The 19,805-nt window shown below is 44.9% G+C and carries 8 protein-coding genes; 7 read left to right on the top strand and 1 reads right to left on the bottom strand.

Annotated features, from left to right (window positions below; translation table 11 throughout):
- The first annotated feature begins 25 nt into the window (after nt 1-25).
- From KAI36_RS16760 to aspS, 5 genes are all read left to right on the top strand, one after another.
- The gene (locus KAI36_RS16760; RefSeq protein ID WP_220025470.1) at nt 26-8,896 is read left to right on the top strand and encodes a hybrid non-ribosomal peptide synthetase/type I polyketide synthase; all 8,871 of its coding nucleotides are present in this window, start codon (nt 26-28) and stop codon (nt 8,894-8,896) included.
- A gap of 60 nt (nt 8,897-8,956) precedes the next feature.
- On the top strand, nt 8,957-9,832 hold the full coding sequence (locus KAI36_RS16755; protein WP_220025469.1) for an SDR family NAD(P)-dependent oxidoreductase: 876 nt from the start codon (nt 8,957-8,959) through the stop codon (nt 9,830-9,832).
- A gap of 61 nt (nt 9,833-9,893) precedes the next feature.
- Nucleotides 9,894-10,847, top strand: a complete 954-nt coding sequence (locus KAI36_RS16750) for an acyltransferase domain-containing protein (protein ID WP_220025468.1) — start codon at nt 9,894-9,896, stop codon at nt 10,845-10,847.
- Nucleotides 10,848-10,878: 31 nt separating this feature from the next.
- Nucleotides 10,879-13,152, top strand: coding sequence for an ACP S-malonyltransferase (fabD, locus tag KAI36_RS16745; protein WP_220025467.1), 2,274 nt, complete (start codon nt 10,879-10,881; stop codon nt 13,150-13,152).
- Between the two features lie 65 nt (nt 13,153-13,217).
- Entirely contained in the window at nt 13,218-14,987 is a 1,770-nt protein-coding gene (aspS, locus tag KAI36_RS16740) for an aspartate--tRNA ligase (RefSeq protein ID WP_220025466.1), read from the top strand.
- A gap of 185 nt (nt 14,988-15,172) precedes the next feature.
- Here aspS and KAI36_RS16735 read toward each other — a convergent pair whose 3' ends face one another.
- Nucleotides 15,173-17,116 carry a serine hydrolase domain-containing protein gene (locus KAI36_RS16735; protein WP_220025465.1) on the bottom strand — a complete coding sequence of 648 codons (1,944 nt, stop codon included), beginning with the start codon at nt 17,114-17,116 and terminating at the stop codon, nt 15,173-15,175.
- A gap of 256 nt (nt 17,117-17,372) precedes the next feature.
- Here KAI36_RS16735 and KAI36_RS16730 point away from each other — a divergent pair, with 256 nt between their 5' ends.
- Nucleotides 17,373-19,433: a glycosyl hydrolase 115 family protein gene (locus KAI36_RS16730; protein ID WP_220025464.1), complete on the top strand. Its 2,061-nt coding sequence runs from the start codon at nt 17,373-17,375 to the stop codon at nt 19,431-19,433.
- 46 nt (nt 19,434-19,479) lie between these two features.
- Nucleotides 19,480-19,671 (top strand): hypothetical protein, encoded by a 192-nt coding sequence (locus tag KAI36_RS16725; RefSeq protein WP_220025463.1) that lies wholly within the window; start codon nt 19,480-19,482, stop codon nt 19,669-19,671.
- Nucleotides 19,672-19,805 lie beyond the last annotated feature (134 nt).

Here is a 19,805-nt window from a genome sequence, read left to right as displayed (position 1 = left end):
TCTACGTGCTGGGAGGCAATAGAAGATGAAGGACTTTTTTCAATATATTCTAGGCGAGGTAAAAAGCGGACGGATACAGAAAGAGGATGCCATTGTAAAAATACGCCAATTTCAAGCTCAAATGGCTTCACATGAGGCCCCGCAAAGCGGAGCAGGGACTGCGGGGTCCTTGGCGGATACGGGAGTCCTTATGCTTGAGCCTTTCTGGAAAGAGCAAGTTGCTCTCCAGAAAGTGGCACGCCCTGAATTTAGCCAGCATCTGGTGGTGCTTTGCGAACTGGATCATTTCGCGGAGCGAAGTATTGAATCGCTCATGAAAGGAACCCGCTGCATCAAGCTGCATGCCAGCCAAAGCAGCATGGATGAACGCTTTCAGGCGTATGCCCGCCAGCTGCTCACGGAAGTGCAAATGGTTCTCAAAGAGGACTCCAAGGGTAGCGTACTGATACAGATTGCCGCACAAAGCGCTCAGCAACCTTTCGCAGGACTGTTGGGATTACTGCAGACAGCTGAGAAAGAAAACCCGAAAATCGTAGGGCAATTCGTAGAATTGGAATCAGCTGGTCTGGAAGAAATGATTGAGAATTTAAAAGAGAACAGTCAATATCCAAAGGATAAAAGGATACGGTATGAGGATGGCAAACGTTTGGTTCTCGGCTGGAACGAGATGAAACCCACCGAGACAACGGGAAGAGTACCCTGGAAGGATCGGGGGACTTATTTGATTACGGGCGGTGCAGGAGGTTTAGGACTTATTTTTGCGGAGGATATCGCCCAGCGAGTCAGGGAAGCCACGCTAGTTCTTGTAGGTCGTTCAAATCTAGGCGAAGGTAAACAGGCCATATTGGAGAAGCTGAAGGCGTTGGGGGCCCGCGTTGAGTACAAACAGGTAGATGTAGCACAGAAGGAAGAGGTCTCCAAATTGATCCTTGAGATCAGGGGAGAGTATGGAGGCCTTGATGGTATCCTTCATAGTGCTGGAGTAATACAGGATCGTTTTATTATGAATAAATCACAGGAAGAATTCGCGGAAGTAATGGCACCAAAGGTTGCCGGACTGGTGAACTTAGACCAGGCGACCAAGGAGCTACATCTGGATTTCTTTATTCTCTTCTCCTCAATAGCTGGAATTATGGGCAACCCCGGTCAAGCCGACTATTCTGCCGCAAATGCCTTTATGGATGCCTATGCCGCGTATCGAAACAGCCTTGTATCCTCAAAGGAGCGCAAAGGGCAGACGCTATCTGTCAATTGGCCTCTCTGGAAGGATGGAGGCATGCATGTGGACGATGACACGGAGAGGGCTTGGCAAAGTATTGGCATGGTAGCCATGCAAGCTTCAAACGGTATCCAGGCTTTATATAACGGTCTGGCCGCTGGTCTGAATCAGTTATTAGTAATAGAAGGCGAGCAATCCAGATTGCAAAAGTATTTCCTGGAGTCCCGACCGCAGGAGAAAGAATATGTTGAAGAGTCAGCTTCTTCAGAGGTGAATCTTGAACTGCTTCTGGAAAAAACCTTATATCAGCTAAAACTATTGTTTGGAGAAGTTACCAAGCTGAGCATTGACAAGATTGATGTCAGTGAGCCTTTGGAGAGCTATGGCATAGACTCCATCATGATTACAAGGCTTAATCAAAAGCTGCAGGGCATTTTTGGAGAAATACCAATGACCTTGTTTTATGAATATCAGACGTTGGAGGCAGTGGCCGAATATTTTATTGCTGATTATCACAAGGAATGCGTACGGTGGACAGGACTCGGAAGCCAGATAAAGACGGAAGAGAAATCCGTCTCCATTTCCGCAACCTTGCATGCTGCCAGCGAGTTTTCTTTGTCACCCCTGCCAAAGGAAGAAAACAATCGTATCTGCAACACGGCTACTAACAGAGACCGTGTGAAACACGAGCAAATAGCCATCATTGGTATAAGCGGACGATATCCGCAGGCCAAAAATATGGAAGAGTACTGGAGCAACCTGGAACAGGGCAAAGACTGTATAACAGAAATCCCTGCGGAACGCTGGAAGAGGGAAGGGTTCTACTGTTCCGACATCAAAGAAGCTGTTGAGAAGGGCAAAAGCTATAGTAAATATGGAGGATTTGTGGAGGATTTTGCAGATTTTGATCCTCTCTTCTTTAATATATCTCCCCGGGAAGCGATGAGTATGGATCCTCAGGAGCGAATATTCCTGGAAGAATGCTGGAAGGTTTTCGAGGATGCAGGATATAGTAGGGAACAGCTCGCCGAACAGTATAATGGCCGGATTGGCGTCTTTGCAGGAATTACCGGAACGGGGTTCAATTTATACGGGCCAAAGCTGTGGGAACAAGGACAACCCGTCTTTCCGCGAACCTCCTTCAGCTCGGTAGCCAACAGAATATCCTATTTCTTGAACTTAAAGGGACCCAGTATCCCGGTTGATACCATGTGCTCTTCCTCATTAACTGCAATCCACGAGGCCTGTGAGCATATTTATAACGGTGAATGCGAGATGGCTGTTGCTGGAGGAGTCAACTTATATCTTCATCCTTCAAGCTATATCTTTCTCAGTACGATGAGAATGCTATCGCCTGAGGGACGGTGTAAAAGCTTTGGGGAAGGCGGGAATGGATTTGTCCCTGGCGAAGGTGCAGGGGTCGTACTGCTCAAACCTTTATCACGAGCCATTGCAGACAAGGACCATATCTATGCCGTTATTCGGGGAACCCGTATCAACCATGGAGGAAAAACAAACGGGTATACCGTGCCTAACCCGGTAGCACAGGGTGAACTGATTAGAGAGGCTTTTGATAAAGCAGGCGTAAATGCCCGGGCAGTCAGTTATATTGAGGCCCACGGTACTGGAACGGAGCTCGGCGATCCTATTGAAATCACCGGGCTTACCCAGGCATTTAAGAAAGATACGCAGGACACGAGGTTTTGCGCTATCGGCTCGGTAAAATCAAACATAGGCCATTTAGAGGCGGCCGCAGGGATTGCAGGCATTGCTAAAATCATCTTGCAAATGAAAAACCGGAAAATTGCCCCCAGCCTGCATTCCCAAGAACTGAACCCTAATATAAACTTTTCCAAAACGCCATTTGTAGTCCAACAGGGGCTTTCTGAATGGGAGCGTCCGATAGTGGAGGAGGACGGCGAGCAACGGGAATACCCGAGGATCGCCGGGATATCTTCCTTTGGAGCCGGTGGGGCTAATGCCCATATCGTCCTTGAGGAATACCTCCCTGCGGAACAGGATGAATTTCAAAATGCCTTTAATCCTCCAAGACTGGTCGTCGTAGTTCTGTCGGCAAAAAGTGATGGAGCATTGAAGGAGCAGGTAAGCCAATTGGTTGCTGCAATGGATCGGAATGAGTTTTCCGATCACGATCTGGTGAATGTGGCTTATACCTTGCAGACAGGACGTGAGGCGATGGAAGAGCGCCTCGCTGTGGTCGTTGAGTCAGTGGAGGAACTTAAAAACAAGTTGCGGGACTTTATTGGAGGAAGACAGAGTATTGCACACCTTTACCGGGGACAGGCCAAGCGGGACAAGGAGAGCTTGAACATGGCCTCAGAGGAGAAAACGCTCGATGAAACGGTTGATTTACAGATTCTAGCGGAAAAGTACGGCAGAATCTCAGACTTGTGGGTCAGGGGTATCCATATGGACTGGAGCAGACTTTACGGTGATGTCCAGCCCCGCCGTATCCCTTTACCCACATATCCTTTTGCTAGAGAACGCTATTGGATACATGTAGATGAAGAAAAGCCTGTCGCCAATGCGGCTGCACATCTACATCCATTACTGCATCAAAACACCTCCGTACTTTCTGAGCAAAGATTTAGTTCAACCTTTAGCGGCCAGGAGTTTTATCTGAAAAACTCCGTAGTTGACGGAAAGCTTGTCCTGTCAGAAGCGGCATGCCTTGAAATGGTGCGGGCAGCGGTTGAGCAGTCGTTAACAGTACAGGAGAAGGGTCAGTCAAACATCATTATTAAAGATATTGTATGGACACATGCTCCCGCTATAGGAGATCAGCCGTTAGAAATACATATAGGGCTCTTTCCGGGAGATCAAGGGGCGATTGGCTTCAAAATCTACAGCAGATTAACAGAAGCCGGGGACCCTGTCTTACACAGCCAGGGTAGTGCCGAACTGGAGATGTTAAATGAAGCGGAAACGTGGGATATACAGGCTTTGCAGATGGAGTGCTTTCAGCATGTTTCGCCTAGGATAGACGACGAAGCAGTGTGGGACATGGGAGCCGACTGCAGTCCGGGACATCAGGTCAATGAACAAGTGCATATAGGACAGGGGTTAGTGCTGACCAAGCTATCGTTGCCTTCCGGTATAAGGAATACTGAGGGCTTATTTGTTTTGCATCCCTTTATAATAAACGCTGCTTTGCAAATGCCGCCGGCATACTTGTTTTCGAATGATGAAAATATCATGCGGCCTTCAGGCATTGATCCTCTACAGAAAATACGGCCGACTGCCATTGAGGGACTCGAAATATTTCGGGAATGTCGCTGTGAAATGTGGGTGTTGATCCGGTATAGCAGAGGAAGCGGGGCTGGTCATAATACGCAGAAGTATGACATTGATTTGTGTGATGAGGCAGGCCAGGTCTGCGTGCGCATAAAAGGATGCTCCTACAAGGAAGTGGGTGCATGTGAGCAAACACTTGGTGTAATGATGCTCCAACCCTTTTGGAAAGAACAGGCGGTTGCGGAGGACACGATGGTTCCCATCTACGAACGACATGTGGTAATGCTCTGCGAAACAGATACCATTGCTGCTGGAGATATCGAGTCCTCCTTGGCAGGAGTGGAATGTATCACTCTGCAATCCGGTATGGAGGAGGTCGATCGCCGCTTCGAAATGTATGCTGTCCAGGTTTTTGAAAAAATAAAAAGTATCCTGAATGACAAACCCAAAGGCAAGGTGCTGGTGCAGATTGTAACGATGCCTCAACATGAAAAGCTGCTCTTCGCTGGGCTGTGCGGCATACTCAAAACTGCGCAAAAGGAAAATCCAAAGATCCATGGTCAGTTAATTGAAGTTGAGGGTACAGAAAAAATGGAAGGGCTCATTGAAAAACTAAAGACGAGCAGCCGACACCCTGCGGATAGCCGCATCCGGTTTGTAGAAGGCAAACGTTGGATTCCTGTCTGGAGTAAAGCAGAAATGCCGTCAGAGACACCGGGTATTCCATGGAAAGACCGCGGGGTTTATTTGATTACTGGAGGAGCAAAGGGTTTAGGTCTTATTTTTGCAAAAGAGATTGCGCTTCAGGCCAAGGAAGTGACTTTGATTCTTACTGGACGTTCCCTACTGGACCAGGACAAGCAGACCTCATTGGAGGAATTGAAGGCATTGGGCGCCCGGGTGGAATACAGGCAGGTGGATGTCACGCGGAAGGAAGCTGTGGTTGGCTTATTTGAAGATATCAAACAGACATACGGCGGAATCAACGGCATCCTGCACAGTGCTGGAATAATCCAGGATAACTACATTATTAAAAAGACTAGCCTGGAATTCAGGGCAGTGCTGGCGCCCAAGGTTGCGGGACTGGTAAATTTGGACCAAGCCAGTAAAGACATTGCTCTTGACTTCTTTATCCTGTTTTCGTCAGGTTCGGGAGTGGGTGGTAATGCAGGTCAGTCTGACTATGCTGCCGCGAATGCTTTTATGGACGCATATGCCTGGTACCGCAATACCTTGGTATCCTCCATAGAGCGTACAGGCAAAACGCTGTCCATCAATTGGCCGTTATGGAAAGATGGCGGAATGCGGCCTGACCAGGAGACGGAGAAGGCCATGCAGAAGGTGGGTATGTATGCGATGAGGACAGAGACAGGAATGAGTGCTCTGTACCAAAGCATAGCCTGCATACCGGATCAGGTCATGGTGATCGAAGGAGACGTAGAGCTAATCAGCAACATGATGATCATGGAGGGACAGCTTGAAGAAAGCGGCAAAGCATCCCGGGATCAGGCGCTCGGATCAGAAGCTGAAGCATACATCGTTTCCTCCACAGCAAAGAAGACAGAGTCCGGCCAGGAAGAAGACCTGTTGCGTGAAAAGACGGCCCATTACTTGAAGACTCTGCTTTCATCGTCCATCGGCCTGCCCGTATATCGAATCGAAGAGGATACACCTTTTGAAAATTATGGGGTTGATTCTATAAAGTCTATGGAGTTGACCGACCAGCTGGAGAAAACGTTCTATCAGGTGTCGAGGACTCTATTTTTTGAATATCCAGATATTCGGAGTTTGACGGAATATTTTGTGGAAGCCTATCGAGACCCATTGATTGCTTTGTTTGGCATAGATCAGGTAGCGGTTGCAGGCGCGAAAGCCGACACAACTTTTGCAGCAAACAAGGAAGTGTCCGGCAGAGAAGGGGACCTGCTGCGTGAAAAGACGATCCATTACTTGAAGACTCTGCTTTCATCGTCCATTGGCCTGCCCGTATATCGAATCGAAGAGGATACACCTTTTGAAAATTATGGGGTTGATTCTATAAAGTCTATGGAGTTGACCGACCAGCTGGAGAAAACGTTCTATCAGGTGTCGAGGACTCTATTTTTTGAATATCCAGATATTCGGAGTTTGACGGAATATTTTGTGGAGGCCTATCGAGACGAGTTGATCGCTTTGTTTGGCATAGGTCAGGCAGCAGCTGCGGGTGCAAAAGCCAACACAACTTCTATAACAAATAAGGTAGTGTCCAGCCAGGAAGAAGAGCTGCTGCGTGAAAAAATGACAAGTTACCTAAAGAGCCTGCTCTCTTCGTCCACTGGACTGCCGGAACATCGCATTGAAGAGGACAAAAACCTGGAAAACTACGGTGTTGACTCCATAAAGTCAATGGAATTAACCGATGAGCTGGAAAAAAACTTCGGACCGCTATCGAGGACCCTACTTTTTGAATATCCAAATATCCAGAGTTTAATAGAATATTTCCTGGAATCGCATCGAGGCGAATTGATTGAATGGTTTGGTATGGAGCAGGTAAAAGCCCCTTCTCCGATATTCCGTCGTCCCCAATTTTCGGCAACCGAGGTAGAGCCTCAGGAGGAGAAGAAACAAGAAACAGGAGCGATGGACATTGCTGTCATCGGGGTGTCAGGGAAATATCCAGGTGCGGAAAATCTTCAGGAGTTCTGGAGCAATCTCCAAGAAAGCAAGGACTGCATTACCGAAGTTCCAAAAGATCGTTGGGAGCACGATCTTTATTTTGACAAGGAGAGAAACAAGCCGGGAAAAACCTACTGCAAGTGGGGCGGTTTCATGGAACAAATAAGCCTGTCAGAGCCAGCATTCTTTCATCTCACCCCTTATGAGATCAGTTTAATGGACCCGATGGAGCAACTCTTCCTGGGGATAATATGGAATTTGCTTGAAAGTGCAGGATATACGCGAGAGGCAATACAGAAGAAACACCAGAACAAAGTTGGCGTCTATGTGGGCGCTACGTATCACAAATACTGCTCCTGTGATATCGAACCGGACTCTGGCCAACGGGTAACATCATTTGGGTCTGTTGCAGTCGCAAACCCCATGTCGCATTATTTCAATTTCCAGGGACCGAGCATATCCATTGATACGATGAGCTCTTCCTCAGCTGTAGCTGTCCATATGGCATGTGAAAGCCTGATCAGGGGAGAGTGTCAAATAGCGGTAGCTGGCGGGGGGAATCTATTGACCAGCCCCAAAAAGTATATTGAATCCAGTCAAAATCAGTTGATTGGAAGTCATGAAGATAGCAGAAGCTTTGCGGATGGGGATGGGTACCTTCCAGCGGAAGGAGTTGGAGCGGTACTCTTAAAACCCCTTCATAAGGCTGTACAGGACGGAGATTGCATTTTAGCGGTTATTAAATCCACGGCAACCAATCATGGGGGACATAGCAATGGATATACAATCCCTAACCCGAATGCGCAGGCGCAACTAGTCGAAGAAAACTTTTTGAAAGCCGGTATAGACCCCCGGACGATCAGTTATGTAGAGGCAGCCGCAAATGGTTCTACATTGGGAGACCCTATTGAACTTGCTGCTTTGAATAAAGCATTCCAGAAATTTACGACCGAGCAGCAATTTTGTGCCATTGGCTCAGTCAAATCCAATATAGGGCATGCAGAAGCGGCTTCGGGGATATCACAGCTAACCAAGGTCATATTGCAATTGTGGCATCGAAAACTGGTTCCTACCATTAAGGCCGAGAAGCTTAACCCTAATATTAATTTCAGTAATACTCCATTTTATTTGCAGCGGGAGGTTCAGGAATGGGAGCGGCCTGTAATTGAGATTCAGGGAGAAGAACGGGAATTCCCGTTGCGGGCAACCGTAAGCTCCTTTGGTGCGGGAGGCTCTAATGTGCATTTCATTCTGGAAGAATATATCCCTTCAGAAAAAGACAACATTCATTTACGAGTGGCAGATCAGCCCCAAGTGGTGATTCTCTCGGACATAAATCGTGAGAGACTGATGGCGCTTGCCAATCAATTACTGGGATATCTGGAGCAGCAGAGCGATGATGCTTTACAAGATATTGCCTTTACACTTCAGACAGGCCGGGAAGCGATGACATGCCGGGCGGCAATCGTAGCGAGTACGCAGCAGGATCTACTCACGGGTCTTAGGGAACTTCTCGAAATAGCCGATAGCGGCAACGGGCCCGAAGGGGCATCCATTCCTTTATTTATAGGAGAAAGCGCAGAAGACTCAAACACGAGTGTGCTTCTCTCAGGGAAAATAGGAGAGAACGTTTCTCAATTGCTGCTAGAGGAGAAAAATATGGAAAATATAGCGATGTATTGGACCCAGGGGGGCAGGATTTCATGGGAGGCACTCCATAAGGATAAAGATGTCCGCAGGATCCCCCTACCGATAACCCAGTTTTAAACATAAATAGGGAACCGATCACTATCAGATGGAAATTACAAATTATTCTGGAGGTAAATCATGAGGGAATTTAAAGATAAGATAGCCGTAGTTACAGGAGCTGCCAGTGGGATTGGCCGCGCTATTGCGGACCGATGTGTAAATGAGGGCATGAAGGTCGTTCTCGCGGACATTGAGGAGGAAGCCCTTCTAAGGGCCGAAAAACAATTGAAAGACATGGGCGCAGAAACGTTATCCGTAGTGACGGATATTTCCAAAGAAGCTGATATACGTGCATTAGCGCAAAAAACGGTTCAGACATTTGGAGCTGTGCATCTTTTGTTCAACAATGCAGGAGTGGACGCCGGCACGGGCTGCTTATTATGGGAAAATACGGTGGCGGATTGGCAGTGGGTAATAAACGTAAACATATGGGGGATTCTCTTTGCAACTGAAATTTTTGTTCCTATTATGCTGAAACAGAAAACCGCATGTCATATTGTGAATACAGCTTCCATCGCCGGGCTATTGTCCGGCCCTGGTAATGGCATATATAGCGCGTCAAAACATGCCGTTTTAAGCTTGTCTGAAACACTACACCAAGAACTCAGATTGATAGGTTCCAATGTAGGAGTTTCAGTTGTCTGCCCCGGGTTCGTACGTACCCAAATCATGGATGCGGAACGGAACCGACCGACGGAGCTGAGTAAGCAGACCGGACTAGGAAATCTTCCCCCGGAAAGACAAGCCATTAATCAATTGGCCCGCAAGGCTGTCCAGAATGGAATACTTCCAGAGGATGTAGCAAATCAGATGTTTGAGGGAATCAAAAAAGGGCAGCTATATATCATAACAGAGCCGAAATTCAAACCTGCAATAAGACAACATATGGAGAATGTTCTTAACGAAAGCAATCCCACACCTTCCCAAATGCAATTAGTTCGCAATTTACTGTGAAATATGTATTTTAAATGGTGTTATTGGGATTTTATCAATGAGTATGTTGTGGGAGGTTAGAATGGACAGATCTGTGATTTTTATGTTTTCAGGCCAAGGCTCACAATACTACGGCATGGGAAGAGAATTATATAAGTTAAATCCAGTTTTCCGAAAATGGATGACCAAGCTGGATGAGATTCATACGGATATTACAGGCAGGTCCGTATTAAAAATGCTGTACGACGACAACCGTGGGAGAGGAGACGTGTTTGATAACCTGTTATATACTCACCCTGCAATTTTCATGGTGGAGTATGCCCTCACACAGGTATTACTGGAAAAAGGGATTTATCCTGATTATGTTTTAGGTTCCAGCCTCGGTGAGTTTGCATCTGTTGCTGCGGCTGGTTGTATGAGTTATGAAGATACTCTTCAATGCCTTGTCAAGCAAGCAGAAATGGTAGAAACCTACTGTCCAAAGGGTGGCATGCTGGCCGTAATTGGCGACCTCAGTCTGTATGACCAAATATCCGTATTGAATGCCAACTCAGAGTTAGCATCAATCAACTATGACTCGCATTTTGTCATTTCTGGCAGCTGTGAGGAACTTGAAGAAATTGAACGCTACTTGATAGCAAATGAGATTATATGTCAAAGGTTACCGGTCCAGTTTGCTTTTCACTCTTCCTTAATGGACCCTATAGCCTTGGAATATACAGCGTATTTAAAGCTTAAGACCCTAAGGAATCCGACTATAAATATGGTCTCATCTATGTACGGAGGCAAGGCGACATCCCTTGACAACCGTTTTCTTTGGGATGTCACTAGAAAACCTATCCGTTTTCGAAACGCTTTAAAATGTCTGGGAGACGGGGATGGGGTTATCTATATTGACCTTGGCCCTTCGGGCACTCTTGCTAATTTTGTGAAGTACAATTTTGGTAGCAAGAAAATGGAAAGTATTTGTTCTATTCTTTCACCTTTTCAAAACGATATGAAAAATTTGGATCGTCTATTTGAAATATTCGACTAATATGCATTCACTAGCAAAAAGGAGGACACAAATGATCGCATATCTGTTCCCTGGACAAGGGGCTCAAGCCAAAGGCATGGGAGTAGGGCTGTTTGACGAATTTCAGGAATTGGTTGCAAAAGCGGATGCTATTCTTGGTTATTCTATTAAGAAACTGTGTCTTGAAGATCCTGCCAATCAACTAGGACAAACGGATTTTACCCAACCGGCGCTATTTGTCGTAAACGCTTTGAGTTATCTTAATAAATTAAAAGAGACTGGAAGAAAACCCGATTATGTTGCAGGACATAGCCTAGGTGAATACAATGCCTTATTTGCCGCAGAGGCATTTGACTTTGAAACTGGCTTGAAGCTGGTTAAAAAAAGAGGAGAACTGATGGTCAAGGCTACCGGTGGTGGTATGGCAGCGGTCATAGGCTTGAACAAGGAAGCATTTAGAGAAGTTATCGAGAAAAATAATTTAAGGGAGATTGATGTTGCCAATTTTAATTCGCCAAGCCAGATTGTCATCTCAGGACCGAAGGATATGATTGAGCAGGCGCAGCCAATTTTTGAGGATGCAGGAGCCACAAACTATGTGATTTTAAATGTAAGCGGAGCATTTCACTCCAGGTATTTGGAAGATGCCAGACAGAGATTTGAGGCCTATGCGTCACAGTTCGAATTCTCAAAATTGAAAATACCGGTCATTTCAAATATCTATGCCAGACCCTACAGGCAGCAAGATGTAAGGAGTACGCTGATCGACCAGATCGTAAGTCCAGTCAAGTGGTCGGAAAGTATAAGATATCTAATGGGTAAAAATGTAACCCAGTTCATACAGGTTGGGCCTGGAAAAGTCATAATAGGGTTGGTTAACGCAATACAACGAGAAGCAGAACCGCTGATTGTGAGGGAGGATGAAGAACGTAGCGAGCAGGTACAGGAGGTAAAGTCGAAGAATGGTATAGCCGGCCAACGATTTACGGCGGAGTCTCTTGGTCATGGCGAATTCAAACAATATTATGGACTTAAATACGCGTATCTTATGGGTTCGATGTATAAGGGAATATCTTCAAAAGAGATGGTCGTAAAGGCAGGTAAGGCAGGAATGATGGGATTCTTTGGGGCAGGGGGAGTCAAGATTGAGGCCCTTGAAGAAGCTATAAAGTATATACAGAAAGAATTGAACCAAGGCGAAGCCTATGGAATGAATCTTATTCATGTTCCTGATCACCTGGAAATAGAAAATAACATCGTTGATTTATACATAAAATACGGTGTTAGAACTATTGAAGCCTCTGCGTTTATGAGTATAACGCCTTCTTTGGTAAGGTACAGATTGAAGGGTTTGAAACGAAATGAAAAGGGGATCGTAACACCGCAGAACAGGATTATAGCCAAAGTATCAAGACCCGAGGTTGTGGAGGCATTCTTGAGTCCTGCGCCTCAGAATATCGTAAATAAACTGCTTGAGGAAAATAGGATAAGCCGGGATGAGGCCCGGATGGCGATGGAAATTCCTATGGTAGACGATCTGTGCGTCGAGGCTGATTCAGGCGGGCATACGGATCATGCGGTTGCATATGTACTGGTTCCGTTAATGCTTAAAATGAGGGATGAAGCGTTACTTAAGTATAAATACAATAAAAGTATAAGGGTAGGGGCAGCCGGGGGGATAGGGACTCCACAAGCAGCTGCGGCAGCGTTTATACTGGGTGCGGATTTTATCATGACAGGCTCAATCAACCAATGTACGGTTGAAGCAGGGACAAGTGATGATGTAAAGGATTTGCTCCAGCAGTTAAATATACAGGATACAGACTACGCTCCCGCAGGGGATATGTTTGAAATGGGAGCGAAAATTCAGGTTATGAAAAAAGGAGTTTTTTTCCCGGCCAGGGCAAATAAATTATATGATCTTTACCGTAATTATAACTCCATAGATGAAATTGATAGCGGAACCAAAAAATATATTGAAGAAAAGTATTTTAAGAAGAGTATTGAACAAGTATATGAAGATATTAAAGCTTATTACCCGGCTGAGATCATTGAAAAAGCTGAAAGAATTCCTAAACGTAAGATGGCGTTGATATTTAGATGGTACTTTACTTATTCTACACGACTTGCAATGAATGGAGACAAACACAGTAAGGTTGATTATCAAGTACACTGCGGACCAGCCCTCGGCGCTTTTAACCAATGGGTCAAGGGAACAATCTTTGAGAATTGGAAGAACAGGCATGTTGATGAAATAGGACAAAAAATAATGGTTGAAACTGCGGAATACCTGAATGAAAGGTATAAAGCTTTAACGATAATGTGAGTATAAGTGTGGAGAAAAATAGAAATCATTAAGATGATAGGGAATAAAAGAAAGTGGGGTTTTTCATGCATAGTTATAGGACTCATAACTGTGGAGAACTGGATCAAAAACATGTCGGCGAAGTAGTGAGAATTGCAGGATGGATAAAAAATATGCGTGACCATGGCGGGGTTATTTTTATTGACCTTAGGGATCATTATGGAGTAACGCAGATTGTTGTTTCTGATAATAACGAATTGAAAGATTTTGTATCAAAGATCACCAGAGAGTCAACTATTTCTGTTACAGGTACTGTATGTAACAGATCTAAAAATACAATTAGTCCTACTATGAAAACCGGGCATATTGAGTTAGCTGCTAATGAGATAAAAGTTTTAGGGAAGGTAGTGAATCCATTACCTTTTGAAGTATCTTTAGCAAATGAAGCTCGGGAGGATTTAAGATTAAAGTATCGTTTCTTGGATCTACGGAATGAAAAAATACACAATAATATTATACTTCGTTCTAAAGTAATTCAAAGTATCAGAAGAAAGATGATCGATTTGAATTTTTTAGAGATCCAGACACCTATCCTGACAAGTTCATCTCCAGAAGGCGCCAGAGACTATTTAGTTCCTAGTAGAGTGCATCCAGGCCAATTTTATGCTTTGCCTCAAGCACCTCAACAATTTAAACAATTATTAATGGTTTCGGGCTTTGATAAATATTTTCAAATTGCTCCTTGCTTTAGAGATGAGGATGCAAGGGCAGACAGATCACCCGGCGAGTTTTATCAGCTGGATTTGGAAATGGCTTTTGCAACACAGGAAGATGTCTTTAATGTAGTTGAAAATATGCTATATGAAGTTTTCTCTGAATTTACAAATTTTAAAATCTCAAAGCCTTTTACCAGGATTCCATATCAAGAAGCCATGCTCAAATACGGGAGCGATAAACCTGATTTAAGAAATCCATTAATTATCCATGATGTTACAAAGCTGTTTACAGAGACTGATTTTAAAGTATTTAAAAATAAAACGATAAGAGTTATTGCTGTTCCTGGTTGTGGAACACAGCCAAGAAGCTTTTATGACGATATAGTAAACTTTGCTGTTGAGGCTGGAGCAAAAGGCCTCTCATGGATTAAGTTCAATGATGATATGTCTCTTAGTGGCTCTATTGCAAAATTCATCTCTGAAGAGGTGAAAAACGAATTAATACATGTTACGCAAGCTAGTTCAGGATATGCACTGTTTTTTGCTGCTGAGCAACTTAAAAATGTCGAAAAAATAGCCGGTGCTGTCAGAAATCAATTAGGAAAAAGACTGGATTTGCTGGAAAAGGATATATATAAATTTTGCTGGATAGTTGATTTTCCTATGTTTGAATTGGATCCTGATACTGATGAAATTGGGTTTAGCCATAATCCTTTTTCGATGCCACAAGGTGGTATGGATGCGCTGCTGAATATGAATCCTCTTGATATCCTTGCGTATCAATATGATATTGTATGTAATGGAATTGAACTGTCCTCTGGTGCTGTCCGTAACCATGATACGGAGATTATGGTAAAGGCCTTTGAGATTGCAGGTTATACATATGGAGATATCAAGAGTAAATTTCCTGCACTCTTTAATGCTTTTCAATTTGGGCCGCCGCCTCATGCAGGTATAGCACCTGGAATTGATAGGATTGTTATGATCATTGCAAATGAATCGAATATCCGAGAGGTTATTGCTTTTCCAATGAATAGCAAAGCGCAGGATCTATTAATGGGAGCACCTTCGGAGGTTACTGAGAAACAATTGAGAGATGTTCATATAAAATTGGTAAATACTCAGCCAGAAACAGAATAAACAGATTCAACAACATACTGAAAGCAAAGGCTGAATCCGACACGTATTTAAATCCCATTGAGTGTGTTAAAAACTCTCCCTGCTAGATGCAGAGGAGAGTTTTTTTATTTAGCTCAGATTGGGGTTGTTCACGATGACAATCTTCATCGGTATACTGGATGGTATGGCAGGCTTATCGAGTGGAGCTATGCCAAAAAGTGGAAATTATAGGAATACAGGAAAATCGAAATAGCTAGAAACGAAAGAATCAGCGTCGCGGTGTACACCTTTCTTAACAATGTAGTTTTGGTAACATTGCATCTTCTTACAGCAAGATAAGCGGCCGGTACAAAGGCAAGCCCAAGTACCCAGAAAAAGATAATATTCAAATTGAAATTGGACATAGGCTGAAAGGGGTCGCCTATCAATTGGATGCTGGAAGCAATGAGATTGACGATCACAAGCAGACCCAGCAATGGTATTACGGTTACACTGTCAGGGAAGGGAAACCGCGAAGTACTCTTCTGCTTTCTTGCGTCCTTGAGCTTCCGCAGCCATCCAATAATACCGAAAATAGACCCAAACGCAAACCAAATACCGCATCCCCCGACCAGAATATAACTGAAAATGGATGTTTGTAGGAAGAATATCGGCAATTGGTCATCGATCACTCCATATGACAACTGCGTCACTTTGCCATCGGCATTGGTTAAGAAAAAAAGACGACTGATGTTTAAGCCTGCGTAATCATAAGGAGTGCTCCCGGGAGTCGCGCGTTCAAAAAAATAGGGTTTGGTTTCTACATAATCAACATGAATATTCATGGATGGAATACTCAGAGTGATTCCGCCATTGCCGTTGGCTGTGACCACTTCTTCCGCATTAGATAATACGGGTATAAGCTTCAATATACCAGATGATACTGCGCGAGCAGAGCGGTATTTCCCCGCCACATCCGCGCTATGCTTCAACGTGCTGTCCGCTTGCGGAGTAGCGTGGGAATCCCCGACAAACAGGTCAATGAGTTCGCTTCTCGCACCGGACATTTCATTTTCGACATTGGTCAGGATGCTGATCCCAAAGTTTTGATCCGGTACGATAGAGACCAGAGAGGAGAATGAATCTGTATTTCCACCGTGCTCGATAACACGATAATCCCCCGCGAACCGTTCCCAAAAGCCATGGGCATTCCCCGGAAGCTCGGGATAGTGGGTATACGAAGCCTCATGCATTTCTCGCAGGGTTTCATTCTTGTTGAACAGCGAATATTTTAAGGAATGGTCCATGTTCAGATGAGCAAGCATGAAATGAGCCATGTCCTCCGAAGTAATGTTTAACGCACCAGCCGGCACATCATTAAAGTAAACATTCGGCTTTGCCACCCAGTTTCCATCCTTCTTGGAGTAGCCTGTTGCTTTATGTTCGATAACCTCTGGGATAAGATCATACCGTTGTGTAAAGTAAGAATGTTTCATGTCTAGAGGCTCAAATATATGTTTCTGAATATAGGTTTCAAAAGGCATTCCAGATACACGTTCTATAATATAACCGGCCAGGTTGGTCCCATAGTTGGAATAAGCAATCACTGTTCCAGGCTCATAAATCTGTTCAGGCTGATTTCCGGGTGCGATATGCTCCTTGAGAGGTCTAAGATCAGCAGGATCATGAACCAAAAGTTTTTCCAGGCGCTCCTCAAAACCTGCCGTGTGGCTCATCAGTGATTTCAGGGTAATAGGCTTATCAAAAGAAGGCTTGAGAAAGCCGTCAGGCAAGTATGTGCGGATGTCCGTATTCAAATCCAGCTTTCCTTGCTCAACCAGTTGCATTACTGCCGTCCAGGTGAACAATTTCGATACGGAACCGGCCTCCATATAGGTTGTTTGCGTACTCATGGGTGTTTGTTTCTCGATGTTTGAGTATCCGTAACCTTTTGAAAAAACAATTTTCCCGTCCTTTACTATGGAAACCGCAGCACCAGGAATCGCTGTTCCTATATATTTCTTCATAATTTGATCTGTTCTGTTTTCGATTTCGGAAATCGGAATTCCAGAGGGAGTGGTTGGAACGGACCCAGAAGCATATGCCTGGACCGGGATAAATGCCATCAATGCCAACAGGAACAAAGAGGCAAATCGTTTTTTTAATTTCATATCAAGTCTCCTTTGCTGCGCTTGAATCTTTAAGGGCAGTCTGTTTTTTTGGAACATTTTTAGTGTAGCAATCAAGTCTTTCTTATTTCTCTCCTGTTCCTTACTTTTTTCTTTCTCGAATTAAGCTTCAACTCTCAAATGATTTACCGAAAAAAAGCTATATTTACGTTGGGACAGCTTTATATGTATGTTGCCAACCTATAAAATAAAGACAAGAAGAATCCTCATAGTTGAAAAAAATAGGAGATGACAATAAATGATAGCCTGTGAACCTCTAACTATTTCATCTGAAAGCGGATACAATCTTCAAACCGATGAAAGTGTGCCAATTGCCCACGCTTGGAACATGATTGCGCGAGATCATAAGCAAGTGTTTGGCCGCGAGCCATTGCAAACAGAAGTAGAGCCCTCGATCATTATCCGTTATGCGCAGGAAGGAGATAGCTGTCCGCATTGGCCAGAGGGCTATTGTCTGCGTTTTGTTGCTGGTAGCAAGGGAACGGTACTCCATATTATTGGCCGTGATGAATTAGGAATTATTTATGGACTGCTTCATTACAGCCGTTTCGCTCTGGGTGTGGAGCCGTTCTGGTTCTGGGCGGAGCTTCTCCCGCCTAAGCGGGATACCATCGTTTTGCCAAGTCAGAATGTTGACAGTATACCGTCCAAGGTCCGGTATCGGGGATGGTTTGTCAATGATGAGGTATGCTTGATTGGCTGGAAGGAAGATTATCCACCAACGGAGCAGGTGTGGCAGCCCGTTTTTGAAGCGTTACTGCGCTGCGGTGGAAATATGGTGATTCCGGGAACCGATTTACCACGCACGGGGATCCATCATAAGCTTGCAGCAGACATGGGCTTATGGATCACACATCATCATGCTGAACCGTTGGGGGCGGAGATGTTTTTGCGCGCCTTTCCGGGTAAACAAGCTAGCTACAGAGAGCATCCCGAGTTGTTTGAACAGCTTTGGCAGGAAGCGATTGAACGGCAGAAGGAAGAGAAGATTGTATGGGTATTATCTTTTCGAGGGCAGGGTGACAAGCCTTTTTGGGAAGATGATCCTTCCTTTAATACGCCGGACAAACGCGGACAATTAATATCGTATGTGGTTCGCAAGCAGTACCAAATGATCTGTAAATTTGTGGAGCATCCTGTATGCTGTATGGCGATGTATGGTGAGATTGCCGAGTTATACAAGCAGGGGCATATTGAGGTACCCGAAGGGGTGATTAAAATATGGGCGGACAATGGTTACGGTAAAATGGTATCTCGGCGCCATGGGAATCTTAATTATCGTGTACCAGCATTGCCTGAGGCGCAGGATGGGGGCAAGAATGGAGTATATTACCATGTGACCTTCCACGACTTGCAAGCGTCGAACCATCTTACCCAATTTCCCTCCTCAGCCAGCTTGATTGTAGAGGAATTGACAGCAGCGTTTACTACAGGGGCGGACGAGTACCTGCTGGTCAATTCAGGAAATATTTTGCCACATGTATATACGCTGGATTTAGTAGCAAATTTATGGACGAAGGGTAAAGTGGATGCTGAAGAGCAGCTTACTGATTTTATCGGACGGCTGTACAGTAGTCAGCTTCAAGAGATTTCCCAATTAACCCGGGATTATTCCCATTGCACTATCATTTATGGCCCGCATAAGGATGATCGAGCAGGGGAGGAATTCTATCACCATCCGGCTCGGCAAATTATGGGGTATTGGCTACAAGGCAAAGAAGGCAGTGATGAACGGCTGTACTGGGCTACTGGAGAAAGGCCTTTTCCTGAACAGGTACGCTGGTTCAAGGAAAAAGCCGAGTCGGCAATCCCGGACTGGGTTGAACTGCGAGAGCGGTGTCTACGAATAATGAAGCAGTTGTCTGAAGATGAATGTCGCAGGCTGTATAATCAACTGCTTGTGCAGATTGAACTGCATCTGAGTGGTTCACGTGGACTGGCAAGCTTATGTAGCGCTTATGGGCTGTTCCTTGAAAAAGATTATCCACGAGCTTTTATACAAGCTTCTCATGCCGTTTGGAGCTACCGGATGGGTAAAGAAGCGCTCTCGCTCGCAGGAACTGGAAGATGGGAGCATTTCTACCGGGCAGATTGGTTAACCAATCTAGATAACACTATTTCTCATGCGGACACAGTGCGGAGATTTCTTCGTCTTCAGGGAGACAGTCCGGATATGTTCCTGTGGTCCAAACAATATTTAATGCCAGAAACAGAGAAATATATCTACCTGGAGAATACGCATCGCAAGCCCCTTCCCGATGATGACTTGGCACGCTGTTTGGAGAAGGTATTATATTAAAAGGATCTTAGAACTTGTATGACTTCTGATACGCAGCCAGCGGTCAATGAATACACCGATCAACCCGATTCCAGCAACCGAAGTTATTCCAAAAATAAGCAGCACCACATCTGATACTTTGCAGGTAAAATTGTTTATTCGCGACAAGCAGAATGGACTCGTACTGACCGAAGTGGGAAAAGAAATGCGAGTCTGGCCAGACATCGCAGGATATCGGAATTATCGCACATTCTTTTGATGAAGCAACCCCGGCAGCTCGTGAGTTTGTGAAAGCATTGAGTCAGTTATATCGTTCGAATGAGTAATGAATAAAACAGGGCCTTTGCAAAAGCAAGGGCCCTTTTGTATGGTTTGTTTTGGGAGATATGAGGA

Source organism: Paenibacillus sp. S02 (assembly GCF_019454065.1).
GTDB classification, from domain to species: domain Bacteria; phylum Bacillota; class Bacilli; order Paenibacillales; family Paenibacillaceae; genus Paenibacillus; species Paenibacillus polymyxa_B.
The sequence above is the reverse complement of the archived record's forward strand: the minus strand, read 5'-3'. Positions and strand labels throughout refer to the sequence as shown.

What these genes read in the sequence shown, in the direction of transcription:
- KAI36_RS16760 (WP_220025470.1), top strand. Translation starts at nt 26, where the DNA reads ATGAAGGACTTTTTTCAATATATTCTAGGCGAGGTAAAAAGCGGACGG.
- KAI36_RS16755 (WP_220025469.1), top strand. Translation starts at nt 8,957, where the DNA reads ATGAGGGAATTTAAAGATAAGATAGCCGTAGTTACAGGAGCTGCCAGT.
- KAI36_RS16750 (WP_220025468.1), top strand. Translation starts at nt 9,894, where the DNA reads ATGGACAGATCTGTGATTTTTATGTTTTCAGGCCAAGGCTCACAATAC.
- fabD (WP_220025467.1), top strand. Translation starts at nt 10,879, where the DNA reads ATGATCGCATATCTGTTCCCTGGACAAGGGGCTCAAGCCAAAGGCATG.
- aspS (WP_220025466.1), top strand. Translation starts at nt 13,218, where the DNA reads ATGCATAGTTATAGGACTCATAACTGTGGAGAACTGGATCAAAAACAT.
- KAI36_RS16735 (WP_220025465.1), bottom strand. Translation starts at nt 17,116, where the DNA reads ATGAAATTAAAAAAACGATTTGCCTCTTTGTTCCTGTTGGCATTGATG.
- KAI36_RS16730 (WP_220025464.1), top strand. Translation starts at nt 17,373, where the DNA reads ATGATAGCCTGTGAACCTCTAACTATTTCATCTGAAAGCGGATACAAT.
- KAI36_RS16725 (WP_220025463.1), top strand. Translation starts at nt 19,480, where the DNA reads ATGAATACACCGATCAACCCGATTCCAGCAACCGAAGTTATTCCAAAA.